The sequence below is a fragment of the Neisseria leonii genome, from assembly GCF_028776105.2.
Taxonomy (GTDB): Bacteria; Pseudomonadota; Gammaproteobacteria; order Burkholderiales; family Neisseriaceae; genus Neisseria; species Neisseria leonii.
Map to the genome: position 1 here is coordinate 1848273 of NZ_CP145606.1, position 23697 is coordinate 1871969.

The 23697-nt window shown below is 58.3% G+C and carries 19 protein-coding genes; 16 read left to right on the forward strand and 3 right to left on the reverse strand.

Translation table 11 applies throughout. From position 1 onward, the window contains the following. Positions 1 to 813: a shikimate dehydrogenase gene (aroE, locus tag ORY85_RS08920; RefSeq protein WP_274571832.1), complete on the reverse strand. Its 813-nt coding sequence runs from the start codon at positions 811 to 813 to the stop codon at positions 1 to 3. Between aroE and ORY85_RS08925 the strand changes: the two genes are divergently transcribed. From ORY85_RS08925 to ORY85_RS08935, 3 genes are all read left to right on the forward strand, one after another. Beyond that, the gene (locus ORY85_RS08925; RefSeq protein ID WP_274571831.1) at positions 812 to 949 is read left to right on the forward strand and encodes a hypothetical protein; all 138 of its coding nucleotides are present in this window, start codon (positions 812 to 814) and stop codon (positions 947 to 949) included. The two genes, aroE and ORY85_RS08925, sit on opposite strands and share 2 nt — an antisense overlap. A gap of 157 nt (positions 950 to 1106) precedes the next feature. Then, positions 1107 to 2342, forward strand: a complete 1236-nt coding sequence (gene gltS, locus ORY85_RS08930; RefSeq protein ID WP_274571830.1) for a sodium/glutamate symporter — start codon at positions 1107 to 1109, stop codon at positions 2340 to 2342. A 99-nt stretch (positions 2343 to 2441) separates the two neighbouring features. Beyond that, positions 2442 to 3467, forward strand: coding sequence for a lysozyme inhibitor LprI family protein (locus ORY85_RS08935; RefSeq protein ID WP_274571829.1), 1026 nt, complete (start codon positions 2442 to 2444; stop codon positions 3465 to 3467). A gap of 80 nt (positions 3468 to 3547) precedes the next feature. On the opposite strand, the gene ORY85_RS08940 is transcribed toward ORY85_RS08935, so the two are convergent. Both ORY85_RS08940 and ORY85_RS08945 read right to left on the reverse strand, forming a co-directional pair. Continuing rightward, positions 3548 to 4966 carry a sodium:alanine symporter family protein gene (locus ORY85_RS08940; RefSeq protein WP_274571899.1) on the reverse strand — a complete coding sequence of 473 codons (1419 nt, stop codon included), beginning with the start codon at positions 4964 to 4966 and terminating at the stop codon, positions 3548 to 3550. 160 nt (positions 4967 to 5126) lie between these two features. After that, entirely contained in the window at positions 5127 to 6065 is a 939-nt protein-coding gene (locus ORY85_RS08945) for a LysR family transcriptional regulator (protein ID WP_274571898.1), read from the reverse strand. 237 nt (positions 6066 to 6302) lie between these two features. On the opposite strand from ORY85_RS08945, the gene ORY85_RS08950 reads away from it, so the two are divergent. The 13 genes from ORY85_RS08950 to dnaJ all read left to right on the forward strand — a co-directional run bounded on the left by ORY85_RS08950 (position 6303) and on the right by dnaJ (position 23591). Then, the gene (locus ORY85_RS08950; RefSeq protein WP_274571828.1) at positions 6303 to 7970 is read left to right on the forward strand and encodes a carbon starvation protein A; all 1668 of its coding nucleotides are present in this window, start codon (positions 6303 to 6305) and stop codon (positions 7968 to 7970) included. Next, the gene (locus ORY85_RS08955) at positions 7949 to 8233 is read left to right on the forward strand and encodes a cory-CC-star protein (RefSeq protein WP_274571827.1); all 285 of its coding nucleotides are present in this window, start codon (positions 7949 to 7951) and stop codon (positions 8231 to 8233) included. Before ORY85_RS08950 ends, ORY85_RS08955 begins: the two co-directional genes overlap by 22 nt. Next, the gene (locus ORY85_RS08960; protein ID WP_274571826.1) at positions 8233 to 9249 is read left to right on the forward strand and encodes an ArsA family ATPase; all 1017 of its coding nucleotides are present in this window, start codon (positions 8233 to 8235) and stop codon (positions 9247 to 9249) included. The genes ORY85_RS08955 and ORY85_RS08960 overlap by 1 nt, the downstream gene beginning before the upstream one ends. A 245-nt stretch (positions 9250 to 9494) precedes the next feature. Continuing rightward, a complete protein-coding gene (locus ORY85_RS08965; RefSeq protein ID WP_274571825.1) occupies positions 9495 to 10337 on the forward strand; it encodes an amino acid ABC transporter substrate-binding protein in 843 nt (280 codons plus the stop codon). Between the two features lie 184 nt (positions 10338 to 10521). Then, a complete protein-coding gene (locus ORY85_RS08970; protein ID WP_274571897.1) occupies positions 10522 to 11205 on the forward strand; it encodes an amino acid ABC transporter permease in 684 nt (227 codons plus the stop codon). A gap of 12 nt (positions 11206 to 11217) precedes the next feature. Continuing rightward, positions 11218 to 11964, forward strand: a complete 747-nt coding sequence (locus ORY85_RS08975) for an amino acid ABC transporter ATP-binding protein (protein WP_274571824.1) — start codon at positions 11218 to 11220, stop codon at positions 11962 to 11964. Between the two features lie 276 nt (positions 11965 to 12240). Further along, positions 12241 to 13704, forward strand: coding sequence for a betaine-aldehyde dehydrogenase (gene betB, locus ORY85_RS08980; protein ID WP_274571823.1), 1464 nt, complete (start codon positions 12241 to 12243; stop codon positions 13702 to 13704). 392 nt (positions 13705 to 14096) lie between these two features. Continuing rightward, the gene (locus tag ORY85_RS08985; RefSeq protein ID WP_274571822.1) at positions 14097 to 14456 is read left to right on the forward strand and encodes a DUF4298 domain-containing protein; all 360 of its coding nucleotides are present in this window, start codon (positions 14097 to 14099) and stop codon (positions 14454 to 14456) included. Positions 14457 to 14819: 363 nt separating this feature from the next. Next, the gene (gene betA, locus ORY85_RS08990; protein WP_367575889.1) at positions 14820 to 16499 is read left to right on the forward strand and encodes a choline dehydrogenase; all 1680 of its coding nucleotides are present in this window, start codon (positions 14820 to 14822) and stop codon (positions 16497 to 16499) included. An 89-nt stretch (positions 16500 to 16588) separates the two neighbouring features. Further along, the gene (locus tag ORY85_RS08995) at positions 16589 to 18388 is read left to right on the forward strand and encodes a BCCT family transporter (RefSeq protein ID WP_274571820.1); all 1800 of its coding nucleotides are present in this window, start codon (positions 16589 to 16591) and stop codon (positions 18386 to 18388) included. Positions 18389 to 18605: 217 nt separating this feature from the next. Continuing rightward, positions 18606 to 20201 (forward strand): BCCT family transporter, encoded by a 1596-nt coding sequence (locus tag ORY85_RS09000; RefSeq protein WP_274571819.1) that lies wholly within the window; start codon positions 18606 to 18608, stop codon positions 20199 to 20201. 138 nt (positions 20202 to 20339) lie between these two features. Then, positions 20340 to 22334, forward strand: coding sequence for a choline BCCT transporter BetT (gene betT, locus ORY85_RS09005; RefSeq protein WP_274571818.1), 1995 nt, complete (start codon positions 20340 to 20342; stop codon positions 22332 to 22334). Between the two features lie 129 nt (positions 22335 to 22463). Further along, positions 22464 to 23591: a molecular chaperone DnaJ gene (gene dnaJ / locus ORY85_RS09010; protein WP_274571816.1), complete on the forward strand. Its 1128-nt coding sequence runs from the start codon at positions 22464 to 22466 to the stop codon at positions 23589 to 23591. Positions 23592 to 23697 lie beyond the last annotated feature (106 nt).

A 23697-nucleotide genomic window follows, 5' to 3' on the forward strand; every position in this document is an offset into this window, starting at 1 on the left:
TCAGACGGCCTCCCTCAACCGGCGGATAACCGGCGCGGTATCGGGCAGAAAGCCGCGCCACAATTGATAGGCATAAGCCGCCTGCGCCACCAGCATACCCAGGCCGTCTGCCGTGCGGCGCGCGCCGTTGGCGGCGGCAAACTGCATAAACGGTGTGGCTCCGTTGCCGTAGGCCATATCGTAAGCCAGCGCGCAGCGGCCGAACAGGGCGGGGGAAACGTCGGGCAGGCTGCCGCTCAAACTGCCCGATGTGGCATTGATGATGATGTCGAAGTGCGGTGCGGGCAGCTCGGGCAGCGGGCAGGCCGTGATGCCGAAACGGCCGGCCAGCGCCTGTGCTTTGTCATGGGTGCGGTTGGCGATTGTCAGAGAAGCCGGTTTTTCGGCCAGCAGCGGCAGAACCACGCCGCGTGCCGCGCCGCCCGCGCCCAGCAGCAGAATGTGTTTTCCGTTCAGGGAAACGGCGCATTCCTGCGTGATGTCGCGCACCAGGCCGATGCCGTCGGTGTTGTCGCCGCGCAGACGGCCGTCTGCCAGCGGAATCAGTGTATTGACCGCACCGGCCGCCTGCGCGCGTTCGGACAGCTCGTCGGCCAAATCGAACGCCTCGGTTTTAAACGGCACGGTTACGTTGGCACCCGCGCCGCCTGCGGCGAAAAAGGCGCGCACTTCGGCGGCAAAACCGTCCAAAGGGGCGGTTTTTTTGGCGTATTCGATGCGGCAGCCTTCCTGCTGCGCAAATTGGCGGTGGATTTGCGGCGATTTGCTGTGGGCGACGGGGTTGCCGAAAACGGCGTAAGTCGGAACGGGCATGGTGATTCTCGCGAAAAAAACGGGCAGGCTGATTATGGCGCAAAGTGCGTTGCGGATAAAGCGGCGTTTCAGCTGCGCACCGCTTTCAGACGGCCTGCGGCGGGGCGGCCGTCTGAAACGCAGCAGGGTGTTTTAGTTATTTGGCATTTTCTTTTAACGGCGGTTTTTGCTTTGATATTTTTTTCCTGTTTTCTGTGGAATTTTGACATTTCATTTGCCATAAAATATCATTTATTGTTTTTCTTTTGCTTCTCGGCGGAAGATTCCGAATGAAATGAGTCAGAAAGGACAGTATGGAAGCAGTTACGGTCAATCCGTATTACACCCTGATTATGGCGACGCTGGTGTTGCTGATGGGGCGTGTGATGGTGAAAAAGATTGCCTTTTTGCGCAATTTCAATATTCCCGAGCCGGTGGCGGGCGGTTTGCTGGCGGCGGTCATTATCTACATACTGTATATCAGCACAGGCCGGTCGTTTGCTTTTGACTCCGGCCTGCAGACGGCATTTATGCTGGTGTTTTTCTCTTCCATCGGTTTGAGTGCCGATTTTTCGCGCTTGAAGGCGGGCGGTGTCGGCTTGGTGGTTTTTCTCCTGCTGATCAGCGTGTTTGTGCTGTTGCAGAATCTGTTGGGCGTGAGTCTGGCTTCCCTGCTCGGTTTGGAGCCGCTGATGGGGCTGATTACCGGTTCGGTTACGCTGGTCGGCGGCCACGGTACGGCGGCCGCGTGGGGCAAGGTATTGGAGGAGCAGTACCATGTGGCCGGTGCGGTGGATGTGGGTATGGCCAGTGCGACTTTCGGCCTGGTTCTGGGCGGTTTGATCGGCGGCCCGGTTGCGCGCCGTCTGGTCAATAAGATGGGACGCGCAGAGCAGGCTGCCGCGCGGGACGACGACAGCAGCGTGCAGCAGACGGACGATGCGTTCGAATACCCGCACCGGAACCGTCTGATTACTGCCGGTTCGGCGGTGGAAACCATGGCGCTGTTTGCCGCCTGTCTGGCTTTTTCCGCCCTGATGAGTACGCCCGAAGTCAAGGCGTGGTTCCCCGAAAAATTCACTCTGCCGCAGTTTGTCTGGGCGCTGTTTTTCGGCGTGCTGCTGCGCAATGTGCTGACGATGGGCTTTAAATTCGATATGTTCGACCGCGCCGTCGATGTGTTCGGCAATGCTTCGCTGAGCCTGTTCTTGGGCATTGCGCTGCTGAATTTGAAATTGTGGCAGCTGCTGGATTTGGCGTTGCCGATGCTGATTATTCTGGCGGCGCAAACCGCTTTGATGGCTGTGTTTGCGTATTTCGTTACCTACCGTGTGATGGGCCGGGATTACGATGCGGCGGTTCTGGCGGCGGGGCACTGCGGCTTCGGCATGGGGGCAACGCCCACGGCGGTGGCCAATATGCAGTCGGTAACCGAGCGTTTCGGCCCGTCGCACAAGGCGTTTTTGATTGTGCCGATGGTGGGTGCGTTCTTTATCGACTTTATCAATGCGTTTATCCTGACCGGCTTTGCCAATTTTCTCGGCAAGTAAAAAACGGTTGGCCGTCTGAAAAACCGCCCGTTGCCGCTTAACCGCAACGGGCGGTTTTGTTATGATGCCGACGGAGCGAACCGAAACGGGAGATGCAAGATGTGGAAACCGATGACGGCGGCGGCTTTGTGTGCCGCCGCGCTGGCTGCCTGCGGCGATAAGCAGCCGCCGCAGGCGGAACCGCCTTCCTGTGCCGATCCTGCGGTAGTGCAGAAGGTGCAGGAGGATGTGCGGCAGTGGGTAAACGAGCAGGCGCGCCGGTTTGCCGGTGACGATCGGCGCGGGTTTGTCGATGCCGACAAGATTGCGGCGGTGGCGGCCGATATGGCGGTGCGGGTGGATAATCCGTTGCCGGCGGCCGATAGTCCGCAGCAGTGTCAGGGGCAGTTCAGCATCGCGCTGCCGTCTGCCGCACTGGCACGGGCGCAGGAGAATGCGCCGCTGCTGTACGGCGATGTGCCGCTGCTTGCGCTTGCCGAAGAGCGTTTGGCAGGCAGTCAGTGGCAGTTGGCCGACAACGGCATGTTGAGCCGGGCGGTGCGCTATACGCCGCAGTACGGCAGCGACGGGCGGCTGGTGCTGACGTATACCGACAACAGTCTGCCGGTGGCGGCCAATGCGCTGGTATCTTTGCTGCTGCCGTACGGGGTGAAAGATATGCTGGTGGTGGACGGGCAGGTAATCGCCCGCGCTGATGCGCTGCGCCGCCTGCGTACGGGCGGGGAAGTGCCGGAGATGCCGGACCCGGCCGCCGCGCAGGAAGAAGATGTGCTGGGTGCGTTTATTGCTTCGCAGACGGCCGCAGAACCGGCACCGGAAGTGTTGCAGCCCGGCGGCAGTATGCCGCAGGAAGTGCCGGTGGACGCGGGTGATTTGGAGCGGGCGCGGACGGCCAACCGTCAGGCGCGCGACGAGATTAACGCGCAATGGGAGCGCATGGATAAAGCGGTGCAGCAGGGTTTGCTGGACGAGCAGCGTGCATGGATCGATAAGCGCGACGACAGCTGCCGTCAGGCTGCCGCGCAGGCGGGCAGTGCCGTGCAGGCCGAGTACCTGTATCTCCAATGCGGCACGCGCATGACGCGCGAGCGTATCCAGTATTTGAAAGGTTACAGCATCAACTGATGCGGCAGGTCTGCAAAAAAAGGCCGTCTGAAAACAGGGGTTGCCCGTTTTCAGACGGCCTTTCGGTTTCGGCTGTGCGTTTACCAGATATCCGATTTGATCCGGCGTTTCAGACTGGGGTGTTCCGACAGTTTGAATTCGGGTTCTTTGCCCATGCGCAGTTTGGCCTGATAGTCTTTCAGCAGCAGCAGAACCAGCGGGCTGAGTGCCAGAATGGCCATCAGGTTGATGGCGGCCATGGTGCCCATGGCCAGATCGGCCATGTCCCATACCAGCGGCACTTTCGCCACCGCGCCGAAATACACCATGCCCAGCACGGCCATGCGGAAAACGGCCAGGAACAGGCGGTTGCCGCTGATAAACTGGATATTCGATTCGGCATAGGCATAGTTGCCGATGATGGTGGAAAACGCGAACAGGAACAGGATAACGGCCAGGAAATCCGCGCCCCATGCGCCGACGTGTTCGACAATGGCCGCCTGCGTCAGCTGCACGCCGGTCAGCGGGGTGTCGGCGGACGGTACGCCGGAGAGCAGCAGCAGGAACGCGGTACACGAGCAGACGATGATGGTGTCGATAAACACGCCCAGCATTTGAATCATGCCCTGTGAGACGGGGTGTTTGACATCGGCCGCTGCCGCCGCGTTCGGTGCGGAACCCTGACCGGCTTCGTTGGAATACAGGCCGCGTTTGATGCCGTTCATCATCGCGGCAGAAATCATCGAGCCGAGCAGGCCGCCGCCTGCGGCTTGAAAATCGAAGGCGGAGGAAACAATCAGGCTGAATACGCGCGGTACTTCACCCGCATTGACCACCATCACATACAGAGCCAGCAGCAGGTAAACGCCCGCCATCAGCGGTACCACCGCTTCGGCCACGCGCGATACGCGCTTGATGCCGCCGAAGATAATCGGCGCGGCCAAAATCACCAGCGCCACACCGACGGCCTGCTTGTTCCAACCCCAAGCCGCTTCGGTGGCCGCCACAATCGAGTTGGACTGCACGGCTTCATATACGAGGCCGAAACAGAAAATCAGGCTGACGGAAAACAGCACACCCAGCCATTTCTGGCGCAGGCCTTGGGTAATGTAGTAGGCGGGGCCGCCGCGGAAAGCCCCGTTTTGGGGATCGCGGATTTTGAACAGCTGCGCCAGCGACGATTCGGCAAAGGCCGAACTCATGCCGATCAGCGCGGTAACCCACATCCAGAAGACCGCGCCGGGGCCGCCCAGCGAAACGGCAATCGCCACACCGGCGATATTGCCCACGCCCACGCGGCTGGCCAAACCGGTGGCAAAAGCCTGGAACGGGGTAATCGCATCGGGATTGCCGCTGCTGCGCCCGCCGAGCATTTCCCGGATACTGCGGCCGAGCAGGCGGAATTGGACAAAACCCGTGCTGATCGTGAAAAACAGGCCGACGCCCAGCAAAAGGTAAATCAGGCCGTCCCACAGCGGGCCGTTGATGCTGTTTACCGCTTCGTGAATGGTTTCATACATAATCTGGCTCTCAAACAGGCCGCCGGCGGCGGCAAAGGAAACAAAACAGGCCGTCTGAAAACGGCTGCTGTCGGAAAAGCTGCGTATTTTAATCGATTTCACACAAAATCGCGCTGTCTTTACGTTGTGCCGCCAAAAAAGCCGCACCGGACGCGGTGACTCAGCCGTCCGTTTCCAGAGACAGCACACTCAGGCCGGGCAGGCTGGCGAAGCCCTCGTCGCGCACAATCTGGCAGAAGTTTTCCAGATAGGTTTTGCCCGAATCTTCTTCGCGCACGGCGGCATACAGATTGCTTTGCAGACCGCCGGCGGTAATCCGGCGCGAAACCACATAGCCTTTTTCCAGATAGGGCATGACCGTCCAATAAGGCAGGGCGGCAATGCCCCGCCGGCTGGCTACCAGCTGGATAATGGCGATGGTCAGCTCGCTGTTGCGCCGCGCGGGATTGATGCCCTGCGGCAGCAGTACTTTGCGGATCAGGTCGAGCATATCGTCGGGCACGGGGTAGGTAATCAGGGTTTCACCGGCGAAATCGGCCGCTTCCCACACTGCTTTGTCCGCCAACGGGTGCTCTTCGGCACAGATGCCCACCATTTCATAAGAAAACAGCGGGCGGTAGGCAATGCCCGGCTGGGGCAGTGCTTCGGAAACAATGGCCAGATCGGCACGGTGGGTCAGCAGCAGTCCGACCGGATCGACATGAAAGCCGGACACAATGTCCAACTCCACCTGCGGCCACAGCGGGCGGAAAATACCCATGGCGGGCATCAGCCAGTCGAAGCAGGTGTGGCACTCCACCGCCAGCCGCAACTCACCCGCTTCGCCTTCGATAATCTGTGCCATATCGCGCTCGGCCGCCGCCACCTGAGGCAGCAGATCGCGCGCCAGTTGCAGCAGGCGCTCGCCCGCAGGGGTAAAGCGCAGCGGGTTGGATTTGCGTTCGAACAGCGGTGTTTCGTAATGGTTTTCCAGCAGGCGGATTTGGTGCGACAGGGCGGACTGGGTCAGGAAAACCCGTTTGGCCGCCAGGGAAACGCTGCCGGTTTCTTCCAGAGCCAGCAGGGTTTTGAGGTGGCGCAGTTCGATAATCGAATCCATGGCGGGATACTCGGCGAAAGTAAAATCAGGCAAGAATATTAAAATAATTCATGCGGAACAGGCAAACCGGTTGTGCAGGGTGTATTCCGGCATGAATAGGCCGTCTGAAACAGGGGAATGCCGTTTCAGACGGCCTTTTGGTCCGACATAATGTAAAAAATGCGCAAGTCCGGCGAAAAATCCAGATAATACGGCTTTACGTATTTTATTTTGTCAAAATAATAGAGGAGGGCGGAAATGAGTGCCGTTTTTCTGTTGATAGTCGGTTTGGTGCTGATGGCCTGCGGCTATTTTTTCTATTCGCGCTTTGTGGCGCAGAAAATCCTGCGTCTGGATCCCGATTTCAAAACCCCCGCGCACGAGTTGAACGACGGTGTGGATTTTGTGCCGACCAATAAATATGTTTTGTGGGGACACCATTTTACTTCGGTGGCCGGTGCCGCGCCGATTGTCGGACCGGCCATTGCCGTATTCTGGGGCTGGCTGCCCGCTTTTGTATGGGTGGTGCTGGGGACGGTGTTTCTGGCGGGCGTGCACGATATGTCGGCCGTGTGGGCGTCGGTACGCAATAAAGGCCAGTCCATCGGCTCGATTGCCGGTTCGGCCGTCAATGCGCGCACGCGCAGCCTGTTTATGATTGTGATTTTCCTGCTGCTGCTGATGGTGAACGCCGTTTTTGCCGTGGTGATTGCGGGTATGATGATTAAAACGCCCTCGGCGGTGCTGCCGGTGTGGGGGGCGCTGGCGGTGGCGTTTGTGGTGGGGCAGTGTATCTACCGCCTGAAAATGAATCTGCTGTGGGTGTCGATTATCGGCGTGGTGTCGCTCTATACGCTGATTTATCTGGGTCCGCTGTTCCCGATTGCCCTGCCGGAAACCGTATTCGGCCTGCCCGCCAATGCGGTGTGGATTATCCTGCTGTTTGTCTATGCCGCCGTGGCTTCTCTGCTGCCTGTTTGGATGCTGTTGCAGCCGCGCGACTATATCAACGGCCTGCAACTGTTTGTCGGCCTGTTCGTGCTGTATGCGGCGATTTTTTTGGTCAGCCCCGATGTGGTTGCGCCTGCCGTCAATGACAATGTACCGGCCGGTACGCCGCCGATTATGCCGCTGCTCTTTGTTACGATTGCCTGCGGTGCGATTTCGGGTTTTCACGGTTTGGTATCCAGCGGCACCACTTCCAAACAGGTGGACCGTGAAACCGACAGCCGTTTTGTCGGCTATTTCGGTGCGATGGGGGAAGGTATGCTGGCCTTGGCGGCCATTCTGGCCGCGACGGCGGGTTTCGCCACATTGGCCGACTGGCAGGCGGTGTACAGCAAATTCGGTGCGGGCGGTATGGGCGCATTTATCGACGGCGGTGCGGCGATTATGAACGAGGGCATCGGCCTGTCGCCCGAATTGTCGGCCACTATGCTGACGGTAATGGCCGCCCTGTTTGCCGGTACCACCATGGACACCGGCGTGCGCCTGCAACGCTATATTTTTCAGGAATGGGGTGAGATGTACGGCATCCGTTCGTTCCAAAAAGGTTCGGTGGCCACGCTTTTGGCGGTGGGTACCTGTGCGCTGCTGGCATTCGGTGCGGGCGGTTTGAAAGGCGACGGCGGTATGCTGATTTGGCCGCTGTTCGGTACCACCAACCAATTGATGGCGGGGCTGACCCTGCTGGTCGTTACCGTGATTCTGCTCAAAGCCGGGCGAAAAGTGTGGGTAACGCTGATTCCGATGGCCTTTCTGCTGCTGGTGAGCATTCTGGCACTGCTGCTACAACTGAAATCGTTCTATGCCGGGGGCAAGTGGCTGCTGGTGGTGCTGGATGCCGTCATCTTGGTATGCTCGATTCTGGTGTCGCTGGAATGTGTATCCGTACTGAAACGCGAATGGCCGAAAAAGCGTGCCTGATGATGTGGCGGAAAAAATGGCGGGCCTTTGCCGACGGGCTGCATGAGTTTTACCACGCACCTTACCGGCAGATGCTGTCCCGCGCCTACCGCGACGAGCAGGATTTGTTCATGCTGATGGTGTTTGCAGAAAGTTTGGGCGTACCCAACCCGATGACGTTCTACACCCTCGAACTGCAACCCCTGCTGATGGAAGAGTTTCACGACTGGCATATGCGTATGGGTATGCCGCATTCGCCGCTTGACCGTTTCGGGTGCTGCTGATGGATGTGCTGCTGCAAGAGGCTTCGCAAAAAAAGCTGCTGTTTGTCGGCGGTAAGGGCGGGGTGGGAAAAACCACCCATGCTGCCGCTTTGGCCTGCCGTCTGGCCGATGCCGGGCGGCAGGTTTTACTGGTTTCCACCGATCCGGCGCACAGCTTGGGCGATGTGCTGGATGTGCCTTTGTCGGGTACGGTGCGCGCGCTCGGCGGCGGGTTGTCGGCGGTGGAACTCAATCCCGCGCAGATTACCGACCGCCATTTCGAGCGCGTGGCCGAAACCGTAGCCGCCTATACCCGGCCGGAAATGGTCGGCCAAATGCGCCGTCATCTCGATGCGGCCAAGGCTTCGCCGGGCGCGGAAGAGGCCGCCCTGCTGGAAGCGGTGTGCGGCTTTGTGGTAAACCACCGCATCATGGGCTTTGATCAAGTGGTGTTCGATACCGCACCCACCGGCCACACGCTGCGCCTGTTGGAGCTGCCGCAGATGATGGCGGCATGGACGGACGGCCTGCTGGCACAGCAGGGACGGCAGAACGCGCTGCGCGAAGCCGCCCTGCCGTTCTGGCGGCGCAGCGGGCGGGAACAGACGCTGTTGAGTGAAACCAAACACAGCCGCTGGCAGAAAGCGGCAGACGTACTGGCCAGGCGGCGCGAACTGTTCGAGCGGGCGGGGCGGCTGTTGGCAGACGCGGCAAATACGTCGATTGTGCTGGTTATGGTGCCCGAAATGCTGCCCTTGGCCGAAACCCGCCGAGCTTTGGCACAGCTGGCGCATTTTGGTTTGCCGTGCCGCCATGTCATTGTGAATCAGATGATGGTGGCGCAGGCGGACGATTCGCCGTTCTGGCAGCAGCGTTACCGCCGTCAGGCCGACATCATGCGGCAGATCGGGCGCGATTTGGCCGCCGTTACCCGCCACCATTACGCTCTTCAAGCCGAAGATATCCGAGGCCGTGCGGCCTTGCAGGCGTTTTCGCAGGCGGCATATTTGGGCAGCGACCTGCCGCAGGCCGTCTGAATCGGGCGGGACCGGCAGCCGTTTTCAGACGGCCTGCGGCGGGGTACGGACGGTTGGCGGTCAGGATAATATATTGTGCGGAGCTTGCCGCATGGCGGCCGGGTCGTCTGAAAGCGATGCTTTTCAGACGGCCTGATAACTTTTTATCCCGTTTTCCCTTGCCGGACAGAATGAAAGATTCTTTGGCGGCGGCGGCGTTTTTCTCTACAATTCCCGCTTTGTTGATTCAAAAGTAAGGACTTCCCATGTTGAAACACACCCTGATGACTGCCGCCGCCGTATTTGCACTGGCTGCCTGCGGCAAAAGCGGGTCGGCCGCGCAAACCGTCCCCGCTTCCGATGCGTCTGCCCAAACCGCCGCTGCCGACGGTAACAGCCTGATTGCCCGCCTCAACAATAAAGGTGTGATTACCGTCGGTACGGAAGGTACGTACGCGCCTTTCACTTACCGCGACCAAAACGGCAAACTGACCGGTTACGATGTGGAAGTAACCCGCGCGGTGGCCGACAAACTGGGGATTACAGTGGAATTTAAAGAAACCCAGTGGGATTCCATGCTGGCCGGTTTGAAAGCCGGACGTTTCGATTTGGTGGCCAACCAAGTGGCACTCACCACCCCGGAGCGTCAGGCTGCGTTTGACAAGGCAGTGCCTTACAGTTGGAGCGGCCCGATGATGCTCGGCCGTCAGGACGAAACCCGCGTGACTGCGCTCGAAAGCATTAAAGGCCTCAAAGCCGCGCAAACCCTGAGCAGCAATTACGGCGAAATGGCCGTGGCGGCCGGTGCCGAAATCGTGCCGGTGGACGGCATGGCGCAGGCATTGACGCTGGTGCAGCAGAAGCGTGCCGATGTTACGCTGAACGATACCCTGTCGCTGCTGGACTTTTTGAAGAAAAACCCCGATTCCGGCCTGAAAACCGTCTGGCAGGCCGGTGCCGACAAGAAAGTCGGTGCGGGTCTGATTCTGAACAAAGGTCAGGACGAGGCTTTGGCGAAAATCAACGAGGCAATGGATGCGCTGCATCAGGACGGCACACTGGGCAGATTGAGCGAAGAATTTTTCGGCCAAGATGTCAGCAAACGTTAAAACGCGCCTTTTCAGACGGCCTGCCGTGATGGAGGCCGTCTGAAAACGGTATCCGCCGTTTGATAAACAAAGGTTTTTCCGCCAGACTGCCGGTGTGCCGGCGGTCTGCCGTTTTTTGTTCCAACCGATTTTTTCCAACCGAAACGAGCCGCCTGTGCATGATTTTCTCGCTTCCCTCCCGTTTATGACCGGTGCGCGCGCCGAGCTGGTGATGAGCGCGTTCTGGCCGATGGTCAAGGCCGGTGTGCTGATTTCTTTTCCGCTGGCGGCCGCGTCTTTTGCCGTCGGCATGCTGATTGCGCTGGCCGTGGCGCTGGTGCGCGTATCGCCTGCGCGCGGCTGGGTGCAGGCGGTACTGCTGAGCCTGGTCAAAGCCTATGTTTCCATGATACGCGGCACGCCGCTGCTGGTGCAGATTTCGATTGTGTTTTACGGTCTGCCCGCCATCGGTATTTTTATCGACCCGATTCCGGCCGCCATTATCGGCTTTTCGCTCAATACCGGCGCGTATGCTTCCGAAACCATACGCGCGGCGATTTTGTCCGTGCCCAAAGGGCAGTGGGAGGCCGGTTTTTCCATCGGTATGAGTTATATGCAGACCTTCCGCCGCATCATCGCGCCGCAGGCGTTCCGCGTGGCCGTGCCGCCGTTGAGCAACGATTTTATCGGCCTGTTCAAAAACACTTCGCTTGCTTCGGTGGTGACGGTAACCGAGCTGTTCCGCGTGGCGCAGCAGTATGCCAACCTGTCTTACGACTTTTTGCCGGTGTATATCGAGGCGGGTGTGATTTACTGGTGTTTCTGCGCGGTGCTGTTTATGGTTCAGGCGCGTATCGAACGCCGCTTCAACCGCCATGCGGTCAAATAAACGGAGGCAGTCATGATACGTATCCGCAATATCCACAAACAGTTCGGCGGCAGCCATATTCTGCGCGGCATCGATTTGGACGTGCGCAAAGGTGAAGTGGTGGTGGTTTTGGGGCCGTCCGGTTCGGGAAAAACCACCTTCCTGCGCTGTCTGAACGCATTGGAAATGCCCGAGCAGGGGCAGATTGATTTTGGCGGCACTGCACCGCTGAGCATCGATTTCGGTAAAAAGCCGTCCAAAAAAGATGTGTTGGCACTGCGGCGCAAATCGGGCATGGTGTTTCAGCAGTACAATCTGTTTCCGCACAAAACCGCGCTGGAAAACATCACCGAAGGGCCGGTCAATGTGCAGGGCAAAGACAAAGCGCAGGCGAGCGGCGAAGCCTTGCGGCTGCTGGAAAAAGTCGGCCTGTCGGACAAGGCGGAACTCTATCCGCACCAATTGTCCGGCGGCCAGCAGCAGCGGGTGGGCATTGCCCGCGCGCTGGCCTTGCAGCCGGATTTGATGCTGTTCGACGAACCGACTTCGGCTCTGGATCCCGAGCTGGTGCAGGACGTGCTCGATGCGATGAAACAGCTGGCCGAAGAGGGGCTGACCATGATTGTGGTAACCCACGAAATCAAATTCGCGCTGGACGTGGCCGATACTGTGGTGGTGATGGACGGCGGCGTGATTGTCGAGCAGGGCGCGCCGCAACAGCTGCTCAACCGGCCGCAGCACGAGCGTACCCGCCGCTTTTTGAGCCGCATCGAGAAATAAACCGCCCTTGCCGATTGCTGACGAAAGGCCGTCTGAAAACCCCTGTTTCAGACGGCCTTTTTTGAACCGTTTGGCGGACGGAGCATCTGTTGTTTGACAGCGGGGTTATGTCTGATTTTCGGGTCGGAAAGCAGGACGGATACTTTCAGGACTGAATCCGGCCGGGTTTTACCGCCGTGCGTACGGGTGTGCGGTTTGCATCGGGTGTACAAACCGTGCGGTATTGTGTTAGGGTAAAAAAAGAATTGCTGAAAATTTAAGCAGAAAAGGATTGCTATGCACACGCTGACCGCCTACATCAACGGCACTTATACCGCCGTCAATCCCGCCGCCGAAACCTTTGCCAACATCAATCCGGCCAACGGCGGAACGCTGTCTGTGGTGCAGCAGAGTACGCCCGCAGAGGTTGATGCGGCCGTGCTGGCCGCCGCTGCGGGGCAGAAAATCTGGGCGGCGATGACGGCGGCCGAGCGTGCCCGTGTTCTGCTGAAAGCTGTGGCTTTATTGCGCGAACGCAATGATGAGCTGGCGCGTATCGAAACGCTGGATACGGGCAAACCGCTGAGCGAAACGCGCTATGTGGACATTGTAACCGGTGCCGATGTGATTGAATATTATGCCGGTTTGGCGCAGGCCGTCGAAGGCCGCCAGATTCCGTTGCGCGAGACGGCGTTTGCCTATACGCGGCAGGAGCCCTTGGGCGTGGTGGCGGGTATCGGCGCGTGGAATTATCCGGTTCAGATTGCGATGTGGAAAGCCGCCCCCGCGCTGGCGGCGGGCAATGCCATGATTTTCAAGCCGTCTGAAATCACGCCCACGGGCGCGCTGAAACTGGCGGAAATCTTCACGGAAGCAGGCCTGCCCGACGGGGTGTTCAATGTCGTACAGGGCGATTGGCGCGTGGGCGAGGCTTTGAGCCGCCACCCCGGCATCGCCAAAGTGTCGTTCACCGGCGGCGTGCCGACCGGTAAAAAAGTGATGGTGCAGGCCGCAGAAAGCAGCCTGAAAGACATCACGATGGAGCTGGGCGGCAAATCGCCGCTGATTGTCTGCGAAGATGCCGATTTGGATTTGGCGGCGGATATTGCGCTGATGGCGAATTTTTACAGCTCGGGACAGGTATGCACCAACGGCACGCGCGTGTTTGTGCCTGCCGCAGTGAAGGCGGATTTTGAAGCCAAAGTTATCGAGCGCGTGCAGCGTATCCGTATCGGCGACCCGCTGGATGAAAATGTGAATTTCGGCCCGCTGGCGAGTTTCCCGCATATGGAAAAGGTGCTGGCCTATATCGAACGGGGCAAAGCCGAGGGCGCACGGCTGATTGCGGGCGGCGGCCGTCTGAGCGGAAACGGTTTGGACAAAGGCGCATACGTCGCGCCCACCGTATTTACCGACTGCACCGACGAAATGACGGTCTGCCGCGAAGAGATTTTCGGCCCCGTGATGAGCATTTTGGCCTACACTACCGAAGAAGAAGTGATTGTCCGTGCCAACCATACCGATTACGGCCTGGCCGCCGGTGTGGTTACACGCGACATCAAACGCGCCCACCGCATTATTGGCCGTTTGCAGGCGGGCATCTGCTGGATCAACGCATGGGGCGAGTCGCCCGCGCAAATGCCCGTCGGCGGCTACAAACAGTCGGGCATCGGCCGCGAAAACGGTATTCAGACGCTGATGCACTACACTCAGACCAAATCCGTGCTGGTGGAACTGGGCGATTATCAGTCGGTGTTTTGAGGCCGTCTGAAAACGCGGTATCCTGTCGGGGAGCCGTTGCCTGTTTTTGCGGCATACCGCCGTAACAGCAAAAGCACGCGGCCCGCTTCACTGTTTCCGCGCGTCTGCGGCAACGGCAGGCGGCACGTTTCCGTGATGCGGTGGTGCTGTCGGACGATATGGCAGGCATGGTGCGGCTGATGACGGCCGTGTGCCGTATTCCGTATAACCGTTGCCCGGTGCATCAGGCCGATAAATATTGCCGCCGCACTTTGCGCTTTTTTGGTGGCCTGCGGTTACGGGTGCACGGGGTGCGGCTATGGCTATGCAGTTATGGTTTTTGACGGCCGGTATGCCGCCTTCCGTTTTCAGACGGCCTGCCGCGATGATCAACACGACAGAAAGGAAAAACGATGTCCCTTCCCACACAAGAACGCTTGCAGGAAATCCAAGACCTCTACCGCGAATGGATGCAGCTGCTGCCCAAACTCAAAGCGGCGCGGTGCGACTGGCAGCGCGGCGAAGATTTGATGCGCCAACTGGCGGACTTTTATTTCGGCGGCGGCTACCTTGCCTGCATCGAAGCGGAAGAGCAGGGGCAGCAGTTTGATTTGGACACGCAGGGCGAATACAGCATTTTGAGCGAAGATGCGGTGTGGAATGCCGTCGGCGACCAGCAGACGCTGGCATGGCAGTGGCTGCGCGGTGCGTTGGAAACGCTCGACCGCGACGGCAACCAAAGCGGCCAGCCTTTAACACACTCCATGCATTGAAGCTGCCTGAAAGTACTGTACCGGAAACGGTGTCCGGGCTGCGGCCGGGTGTAGGAAACCGTCGGGTTGGTCGACACTTTTGATGCCGAACGGCTTTTGTTTTTGCCTGAACGACGGTTTGCAGGTTTCGGGGCATTGCCGTGCCTTTCGGCATTGCCGGCAGCACTCAAAAATCCCCCCCCCCCAATATGCCTTGCAGGCAAAGTCAAAAGGTGCCGGCAACACCCGCATTTTCTGCGCCGGGCCGTCTGAAAACGCAGTCAAACGCCGTCCGTGCGGCAGGCAGCCTGAACCGCGCGGTACGGCTGACGCGAAGTGAAATATTCCGACAAGGACAAATACATGATATTCAACACCCCCGCCCTGAAAGCCGCCTACGACTACATCATCATCGGCGCGGGCAGTGCGGGCAATGTACTGGCCGCACGGCTGACCGAAGACGAAAACGTCTCCGTGCTGCTGCTCGAAGCCGGCCTGCCCGATTTCCGTTTGGATTTCCGCACCCAAATGCCCGCCGCGCTGGCGATGCCGCTGCAAGGCACCACCTACAATTGGGGCTATAAAACCGACCCCGAGCCGTTTATGAACAACCGCATTATGGACTGCGGGCGCGGCAAAGGCTTGGGCGGTTCGTCTTTAATCAACGGTATGTGCTACATACGCGGCAACGCGCTGGACTTCGACCATTGGGCGCAAAAAGACGGCCTGTCCGACTGGACGTATCGCGACTGCCTGCCGTATTTCAAAAAAGCCGAACAGCGCGATGCGGGCGAAAACGCCTATCACGGCGGCAGCGGCCCGATACACGTTACCACCGCCAAAGCGGGTGTCAATCCCTTGTTTGAAGCCATGATAGAAGCCGGTGTGCAGGCAGGTTATCCGCGCACCGACGATTTGAACGGCTATCAACAGGAAGGCTTCGGCCCGATGGACCGTTTCGTTACCCCCGACGGCCGCCGCGCCTCCACCGCACGCGGCTATCTCGATATGGCGCGTCACCGCGAACGGCTGACCATACTCACCGGCGCACTCACCGATGTGATTTTGTTTGACGGCAAACACGCGCGCGGCGTGCGCTTCGAACACCAAGGCAGCCTGAAAACCGCCGAAGCGCGGCGCGAAGTGATTGTATCCGCCGGCGCGGTTGCCTCGCCGCAGATTCTGCAACGTTCGGGCATCGGCTCGGGCGCGTGGCTCAAAGAAGCGGGCGTGCGCGAACTGTTGGACTTGCCGGGCGTGGGCAACAACCTGCAAGACCACCTCGAACTCTATATGCAGTACGAATGCAGAGAACCCGTTTCCATCGCGCCCGCCACCCGCTGGTGGAACAAACCCGCCATCGGCGCGGAATGGCTGTTCAACGGCACGGGGCTGGGCGCGACCAACCATTTTGAAGGCGGCGGCTTTATCCGTTCGCACGAAAAATTCGCCTGGCCGAATATCCAATACCACTTCCTGCCCATCGCCGTACGCTACGACGGGCGCAACGCCAGCAAGGCGCACAGCTTCCAGGCCCACGTCGGCTCGATGCGCTCGCCCAGCCGCGGCCGCATCAAAATCAAATCGGCCAACCCGTCCGAACACCCGAGCATCCTGTTCAACTACATGAGCCATGAGCAGGATTGGGAAGAATTCCGCGCCGCCATCCGCATCACGCGCGACATCATGAACCAGCCCGCGCTCGACCGCTACCGGGGTGCAGTCATCACGCCGTCTGAAAACCTGCAAAGCGATGCCGAATTGGACGAATACGTACGCAACCACGCCGAAACCGCCTACCACCCGTCCTGCACCTGCGCAATGGGCGAAGGCAATGATGCCGTGGTGGACGGACAGGGCCGCGTACACGGCATCGACGGCTTGCGCGTGGTGGACGCGTCCATCATGCCCGACATCATCACCGGCAACCTGAATGCCACCACCATCATGCTGGCGGAAAAAATCGCCGACAAAATCCGCGGCCGCACCCCGCTGCCCAAATCCGATGCGGATTATTATGTGGCAAACGGCGCACCGGTGCGCGGCGAACCGAAACGCGGCTAAGGCTTTTCAGACGGCCTTTCCCATACAGCAGGCCGTCTGAAAATCAATGCACGGATTAATTGCAACATAACAATAAGAAAGTTCATTCCATGAATAAAAGTTCCCGCCCCGAACTCAAATACAAACCGGTCAAAATGACGTCTTCGCGCCATTTGGGTATGTTCAACACCGATCAATACTTCCGCCAAAAAACCTCGGCCAAGCCCGACACCCGCATCGATAAATTTACCTTCTTCGGTACGCTGCTGATTCTCTCGGCCGTCACCCTTCCTTTGGTGCTTTTTCCCGAGCAAGGCGCGGCTTGGGTGGATGCCGCCAAACAATTTGTGACCAACAAACTCGGCGGCGCTTATTTGGCATTCGGCGTATTGTCGGTGCTGTTTGTTATCTATATCTGCTCATCCGACATCGGCAACATCAAATTGGGCAAACCTGAAGACGACATCGAATTCAAAACCGGTTCATGGGCGGCGATGATGTTTTGCGGCGGCATCGGCGCGAGCATCATGTACTGGGGTATTTTGGAATGGGCGTATTATTATCAGGGGCCGCCGTTCGGGATTGAGCCCAAATCGCCCGAAGCCGTGCGCTGGGCAGCAACCTACGGTCTGTTTCACTGGGGGCCGGTGGCTTGGGCGATTTACTTGGTGCCGGCTGTATCGATTGCCTATTTTGCCCATGTGCGCAATTCTCCTATTCTGAAAGTCAGCCAAAGCCTGATGCCGCTTTTGGGCGAAAAATTTGCCAAGAGCAACTGGGGCAAGCTGGTGGATATTTTCTTTGTGTTCGGCATGATCGGCGGCGGCGCAACTTCTTTGGGCTTGGCCTCGCCGATGATTACCGAAGGCCTGTATGAGCTGTTCAACACACCCAAAGACATCACCATGCAATTGGCGGTGCTGCTGGTTACGACGCTGATTTTCGCCTACAGCGCCTATCAGGGTTTGCGCGGCGGCATTCAGTTTTTATCCAACATCAATTTCTACATGGCCGTTGTGTTTTTGCTGTTTGTCTTGGTGACGGGGCCGACGGTGTTTATGCTCAATACCGGTTTGGAAAGTATCGGCCGCTCGCTGACCAATATGGTTAAGATGATGACTTGGACGGAAGCGTTCGGGGAATTCTCCGGCCACGGTTTCCGAAAAACCGGTTTTCCGCAGGATTGGACGGTGTTCTACTGGGCATGGTGGCTGGTGTTCGCACCGACCATCGGCCTGTTTATCGCCAAAATTTCCAAAGGCCGCACCATACGCCAAATGGCCGTCGGCTCGATTTTCTTCGGTTCGCTCGGCTGCTCGGTATTTTTCATTATTCTGGGCAACTACGGCCTCTATCTGCAATTGAGCGGCGCTTTGGACGTGGTTTCGGTATTGAATCAACAAGGTGCAACGGCGGCCATTTTCGCCACTTTAAATACCCTGCCGATGGCCAAATTGGCGATTGCCGTCTTCACGCTGCTGGCGGTGATTTTTACGGCCACCACCTTCGACAGCATTTCCTATATTCTTGCCTCTGTCGTCCAGCATGAAGTCAACGACGAACCGCACCGCTGGAACCGCCTGTTTTGGGCGGTTACCCTCTGTTTCATGCCCGCAGTTCTGATGTTTATCGGCGATTTGTCCACGCTTCAGACGGCCTCGATTTTCGCCGGCGCGCCTTTGCTGGTGATTATGAGTTTAATCATGCTGGCGACCATCAAAGCGGCCAAATACGATTTGCACTACCAACCCGACTATTCGCTGAGCACCATCCACATCGAAACTGTGCCGGATAACGCACCGTGGGAAGACGGCGATACTTCTCAGGCTCCGGAAGGCTCGGTGTTGGCACAACAGGCCCTTTACGAAGAAATGCGCCAGCAAAACCATGAAAACAATAAACACCCTTGAATGATGTTTCAGACGGCCTGATCCTTCCATGCAGGCCGTCTGAAAGCTGTAAAATGATACGAATTGAATATTTATTCATAACGGGTATATTGAACCGGGCAAATGCAGCGTTTCAACGCCGCTTCAATAACAGTGCAATCCGACTTTCCGCTCATGACGTCAACATCTTTGCATGTCGATCCTATCGGCCAAAGTTTGCTTATCTTGGAGAAACTCCATGTCAAAACACCTTTCCGTTTTGAATGTTTCCGCTGTTTTGATTGCCCTGATTACCGCAGTCGGCCTGATGTTTCCCGAGGCCTTCGGCCGTTATGCCGATTGGATTTACCAATTTACCGCCGCCCGTTTCGGCTGGGTGTATATGCTGTCGGTGTTTGTGTTCAACGTTTTCCTGATCGGCCTGATTTTCACGCGCTACGGCAAATTGAAGCTGGGGCGTTTTGACGAAAAACCCGAATTCAGTACGGCTTCCTGGATCGGTATGCTGTTTTCGGGCGGCCTCGGCGTGGGGATTGTGTTTTGGGGCGTGGCCGAACCGATGACCCATTTTGCCAACCCGCCGCTGCCCGGTGTCGAACCCGGCTCTGTTGAAAGTGCGCGTATGGCGATGGGTTACACCTATTTCCACTGGGGTTTGTCGCAATGGTCGATTTTCGCCATTGCCGGCCTGATTATCGGCCTTTTTCAGTACCGCATCAAAAAAGACAGTCTGGTCTCCACTTCACTGGAAACCCTCTTCGGCTACCGTTATCCGACCTTCTGGCGGCGCACGGTGGATGTTTTGGCGGTGATTGCCACCGTGATGGGCATTGCCACGTCCATCGGCATGGGCGTGTTGCAGATCAGCGGCGGCCTGACTTATGTGTACGGCCTGCCGGGCAGTCCGTGGATGCACGCGGCAGTGCTGGCTGTGATTGCGGTGGTGTTTGTCGTATCGGCTTCGTCGGGGCTGAGTCGGGGCGTGAAATGGCTGTCGAACATCAATATGGCCGTTGCGCTGGGGCTGACGCTGTTTGTGATGGTGCTGGGGCCGACATCGGTCATGTTCAAATCGCTGGTAACAGGCATCGGCGATTATCTGTCTCATTTTATCGGTTACAGCCTGCGCCTCGACCCTTTCCGCCGGGAGAGCGACTGGGTGGAAAAGTGGACGGTGTTTTACTGGGCGTGGGTGATTTCGTGGAGTCCGTTTATCGGGGCTTTTATCGCCCGCATTTCGCGCGGCCGCACCATCCGTGAATTTGTGGTGGGCGTACTGATTGTGCCGCCGCTGATTTCGTTTCTGTGGATTGCCGCGTTCGGCAGTACGGCGCTTTATCAGGATCTGTATGCCGGGGCGGGGCTGGCGCAGGTGGTGGCCGATGATTACACGCTGGCGATGTTTGCTTTTTGGGAGCGGTTTCCACTGCAAACGGTTACCTCTGCCGCCACGCTGGTGCTGATTGCCACGTTTCTGATTACTTCTGCCGATTCGGCCACGCATATTTTGGCCAGCATGAGCAGCGGCGGTTCGCTCAATCCTTCGCTGCGCCTGAAAATCGTGTGGGGCGTGCTGTTGTCGGGCATCACGATGGCACTGTTGGTGGCCGGCGGCTTAAAAAGCCTGCAAGCCGGTTCGATTGTGGCAGGACTGCCTTTTACCGTGATTCTGATTTTGATGCTGTTTGCCATCATTAAGGTTTTGCGGATTGAGGCGCATCTGGTGCTGCCGGAAACTTTCCCCATCAAACGTCCGGCCGAAGAGGCGGAACGCTACCACCGGGGCGAAGAAGCGGTGCCGACCCACCGCCCCAGCGAAGAATTTCCCGATTAGCCCGCCGGGTATGGGCGGCAGGCCGTCTGAAAAGCCGGTGCGGGCCGCAGGTGTGCCGCAGGCACCGTTTTCAGACGGCCTGTCCGGCCAATAATCTGTTTTCATCATTTATGCCAATCATTCATCAGGAGAAACATTATGCGTGATACCGGAGTTCCGGGCAGGCAGGCGGTCAATACCACCGTTTTTCTGGTGTCGTCCGTGGTAACGGCGGCGCTGATTCTGTTTACCGTCGCGTTTCCCGCTGCGGGCGAGGCCGTTTTGGGCAACTTGCTGCGCTGGGTGTCCGACCGGTTCGGTTGGTACTACATGTTGGTGGTGGCCGCATACGGCGTGTTTTCACTGTTTGTCGGTGTGTCGCGTTACGGCGACATCAAATTGGGCAAGGATCAGGACAAGCCCGATTTCCCGTTTCTCACTTGGGCGGCGATGCTGTTTTCCGCCGGTATCGGCATCGATCTGCTGTTTTTCGGCGTGTCCGAACCGCTGGCGCATTATCTGACGCCGGTCATGGGCGAGGGCGGTACGCCCGAAGCGGCGCGTGCCGCGCTGTCGCAGACTTTCCTGCACTGGGGTCTGCACGGCTGGGGCATTTACGCGCTAATCGGTATGGCGCTGGCCTATTTCGCCTACCGCAAAAACATGCCGCTGGCCCTGCGCAGCGCGTTGGTACCGGTGTTCGGCCGCAAGCGTGTGGACGGCTGGCTGGGCGATACGGTGGACATTTTCGGCGTGGTGTGTACGCTTTTGGGTATTGCCACCAGCCTGGGCATCGGCGTGTTGCAGGCCAATGCGGGTTTGAGCCATGTGTTCGGTATTCCGTCCAACCAATGGATTCAGACGCTGATTATTGTGTGTGTGGTGGTGATGGCGGGTTTGTCGGCCATGTCGGGGGTGGAAAAAGGCGTACGCCGCCTGTCGGAAATCAATATGCTGGGTGCGACCTTCCTGCTGATTGCGCTGTTGGTCATGGGGCCGACCGTATTTCTGCTCAACGGACTGGTGGACAATATCGGCAGCTATTTCCAGACGCTGCCTGAAAAAACCTTCCGCGTGTATGCCTATGAAGGGGAAAAAGGCGCGGAATGGAAGTCGTGGTGGACGATTTTCTTCTGGGCATGGTGGGTGGCGTGGGCACCGTTTGTCGGCCTGTTTATCGCCCGCATCTCGCGCGGCCGCACCCTGCGCGAATTTGTCTTCGGCGTGATGTTTATCCCGCTGGGCTTTATCTTTGCCTGGTTCTCCATCTTCGGCAACAGCGCGATCGACTTGGTCAACGGCGGTGCGGCAGAGTTGGGCAAAACCGCACTGGCCGAACCGGCGATGGGTATGTTCGCCCTGTTTGAGCATTATCCGCTCTCGGGCTTGTGGTCAACGCTGGGTGTCGTCATCGGCCTGATTTTCTTCGTTACTTCTGCCGACTCGGGCGCGCTGGTGCTGGCGAATTTAAGCTCGAAAAACCTGTCGTCCGACAGCGACGCGCCGGTGTGGCTGCGCCTGTTCTGGGCGGCGGCCACAGGTTTGGTAACGCTCGGCCTGCTGTTTGCCGGCGGTTTTTCCTCACTGCAATCGGTGTCGGTGGCGGCCGGACTGCCGTTCTCGCTGATTTTGGTGGTGTATATGGTTTCCATGTGGATCTGCCTGCGGCAGGAGGGCATGAAACGCAAAGCAGGGCAGATTGATCAGGCCCTGGTACTGGACAGCGGGCAGAACTGGCGCAACCGCCTGCAACGCATGGTCAGCTATCCGACGGCTGCCGCCGCGCTGCGCTTTATGCTCAAAACCCTGTACCCGGCGATGGAGGAAGTGGCCGGAGAGCTGGAAAAACAGGGTTTGCAGACACGGTTGGTACACGATAAAGCACAGCACAGACTGACGTTTGAAGTGCAGCACGGCGAAGCGGTCGGCTTTCTGTACGAAGTGCGCCTGGTCGAAGCGGTCAAACCGATTTTCGCACTGGGTCAGGCGGGCAATCTGGCGGGGAAAGGCCACGAAAAATACTACCGCGCCGAAGTGTTCTTGTCCGAGGGCAGCCAAGACTACGACTTGGTCGGCTATACCAGAGAGCAGATTATCATCGATGTGCTGAACCAGTATGAACGGCACCGGCAGTTTCTGCATATGGACAATTGAGCCGCCTGCTTCCTGAGGCCGTCTGAAAACGAACCGCAGTGTGCGGCAAAATTTTCAGACGGCCTCTTTTAATTTTCCGCCGCCGCCCCTATTTGGGCGGCATTGCGAATGACCGACAGAAAAGACACCATGAGTAACCGAGATTTTTACGAAACCTTAGGCGTGGCACGCAGCGCGGGCGATGACGAAATCAAAAAAGCCTACCGCAAACTGGCGATGAAATACCACCCCGACCGCAATCAGGGTGACGCGGAGGCCGAAAACAAATTCAAAGAAGTGCAGAAAGCCTACGATATTTTGTCCGACAAAGAAAAACGCGCGGCCTACGACCAGTACGGCCATGCCGGTGTCGATCCGAACGCGATGGGCGGCGGGGGCTTCGGCGGTTTCGGCGGCGGCGCGCAGGGCTTCGATTTCGGCGATATTTTCAGCCAGATGTTCGGCGGTGCGGCCGGCGGCGGCCGCCAGCAGAGCTATCAGGGTGCCGATTTGCAGTATGCGGTCGAAATCACATTGGAAGAAGCGGCTGCGGGCGTGAAAAAGCGCATTACCGTGCCGACTTACGACGAATGCGATGTCTGCCACGGCAGCGGTGCAAAACCCGGCACATCGGCGTCCACCTGTTCTACCTGTCGCGGCAGCGGCACGGTTCATGTGCGTCAGGCCATTTTCCAGATGCAGCAAACCTGTCCGGCCTGCCACGGCAGCGGCAAGGAAATCAAAGAACCCTGCGTCAAATGCCGGGGGGAGGGACGGGTCAAAACCAGTAAAACCGTGGAGGTCAATATTCCGGCAGGCATCGACGACGGCCAGCGTATCCGTCTTTCGGGCGAGGGCGAACCGGGTCTGCGCGGCGCACCGGCGGGCGATCTGTATGTGGTGGTGCAGGTTAAAGCACACAGAACCTTCGAGCGCAACGGCCTGGATCTGCATTGCGAACTGCCGATCAGCTTTGCCGTGGCGGCCTTGGGTGGTGAAGTAGAAGTGCCGACGCTGAACGGCAAAGTCAAACTCAATATCCCGAAGGAAACCCAAACCGGCCGCAGAATGCGCGTGAAAGGCAAAGGCATCAAATCGCTGCGTTCCAGCGCGGTGGGCGACCTTTACTGTCATGTGGTGGTGGAAACGCCGGTTAATCTGACCGACCGCCAGAAAGAGCTGCTGGAAGAGTTCGAGCGGATTTCCACCGGTCTGGACCGTTCGCAAACGCCGCGTGCCAAATCGTTCTTCGACAAACTGCGCGACGTGTTCGATTAAACGCGCACCGCCGGAAAAGGCCGTCTGAAAACCGTGTCTCTGCCGTTTTCAGACGGCCTTTTGTGCGATAATAAGCAGGTTGCCCGTGCCGACGGGCTGTTTCGAC

Excerpts from the sequence above, each read along its gene's own strand:
- ORY85_RS09000 (WP_274571819.1), top strand. The coding sequence starts at position 18,606 with ATGTCAAAACACCTTTCCGTTTTGAATGTTTCCGCTGTTTTGATTGCC.
- ORY85_RS08960 (WP_274571826.1), top strand. The coding sequence starts at position 8,233 with ATGGATGTGCTGCTGCAAGAGGCTTCGCAAAAAAAGCTGCTGTTTGTC.
- ORY85_RS08925 (WP_274571831.1), top strand. The coding sequence starts at position 812 with ATGGTGATTCTCGCGAAAAAAACGGGCAGGCTGATTATGGCGCAAAGT.
- dnaJ (WP_274571816.1), top strand. The coding sequence starts at position 22,464 with ATGAGTAACCGAGATTTTTACGAAACCTTAGGCGTGGCACGCAGCGCG.
- ORY85_RS08935 (WP_274571829.1), top strand. The coding sequence starts at position 2,442 with ATGTGGAAACCGATGACGGCGGCGGCTTTGTGTGCCGCCGCGCTGGCT.
- ORY85_RS08965 (WP_274571825.1), top strand. The coding sequence starts at position 9,495 with ATGTTGAAACACACCCTGATGACTGCCGCCGCCGTATTTGCACTGGCT.
- ORY85_RS08950 (WP_274571828.1), top strand. The coding sequence starts at position 6,303 with ATGAGTGCCGTTTTTCTGTTGATAGTCGGTTTGGTGCTGATGGCCTGC.
- aroE (WP_274571832.1), bottom strand. The coding sequence starts at position 813 with ATGCCCGTTCCGACTTACGCCGTTTTCGGCAACCCCGTCGCCCACAGC.
- ORY85_RS08975 (WP_274571824.1), top strand. The coding sequence starts at position 11,218 with ATGATACGTATCCGCAATATCCACAAACAGTTCGGCGGCAGCCATATT.
- ORY85_RS08940 (WP_274571899.1), bottom strand. The coding sequence starts at position 4,966 with ATGTATGAAACCATTCACGAAGCGGTAAACAGCATCAACGGCCCGCTG.
- gltS (WP_274571830.1), top strand. The coding sequence starts at position 1,107 with ATGGAAGCAGTTACGGTCAATCCGTATTACACCCTGATTATGGCGACG.
- ORY85_RS08955 (WP_274571827.1), top strand. The coding sequence starts at position 7,949 with ATGGCCGAAAAAGCGTGCCTGATGATGTGGCGGAAAAAATGGCGGGCC.
- ORY85_RS08985 (WP_274571822.1), top strand. The coding sequence starts at position 14,097 with ATGTCCCTTCCCACACAAGAACGCTTGCAGGAAATCCAAGACCTCTAC.
- betT (WP_274571818.1), top strand. The coding sequence starts at position 20,340 with ATGCGTGATACCGGAGTTCCGGGCAGGCAGGCGGTCAATACCACCGTT.
- ORY85_RS08970 (WP_274571897.1), top strand. The coding sequence starts at position 10,522 with ATGACCGGTGCGCGCGCCGAGCTGGTGATGAGCGCGTTCTGGCCGATG.
- ORY85_RS08995 (WP_274571820.1), top strand. The coding sequence starts at position 16,589 with ATGAATAAAAGTTCCCGCCCCGAACTCAAATACAAACCGGTCAAAATG.
- betB (WP_274571823.1), top strand. The coding sequence starts at position 12,241 with ATGCACACGCTGACCGCCTACATCAACGGCACTTATACCGCCGTCAAT.
- ORY85_RS08945 (WP_274571898.1), bottom strand. The coding sequence starts at position 6,065 with ATGGATTCGATTATCGAACTGCGCCACCTCAAAACCCTGCTGGCTCTG.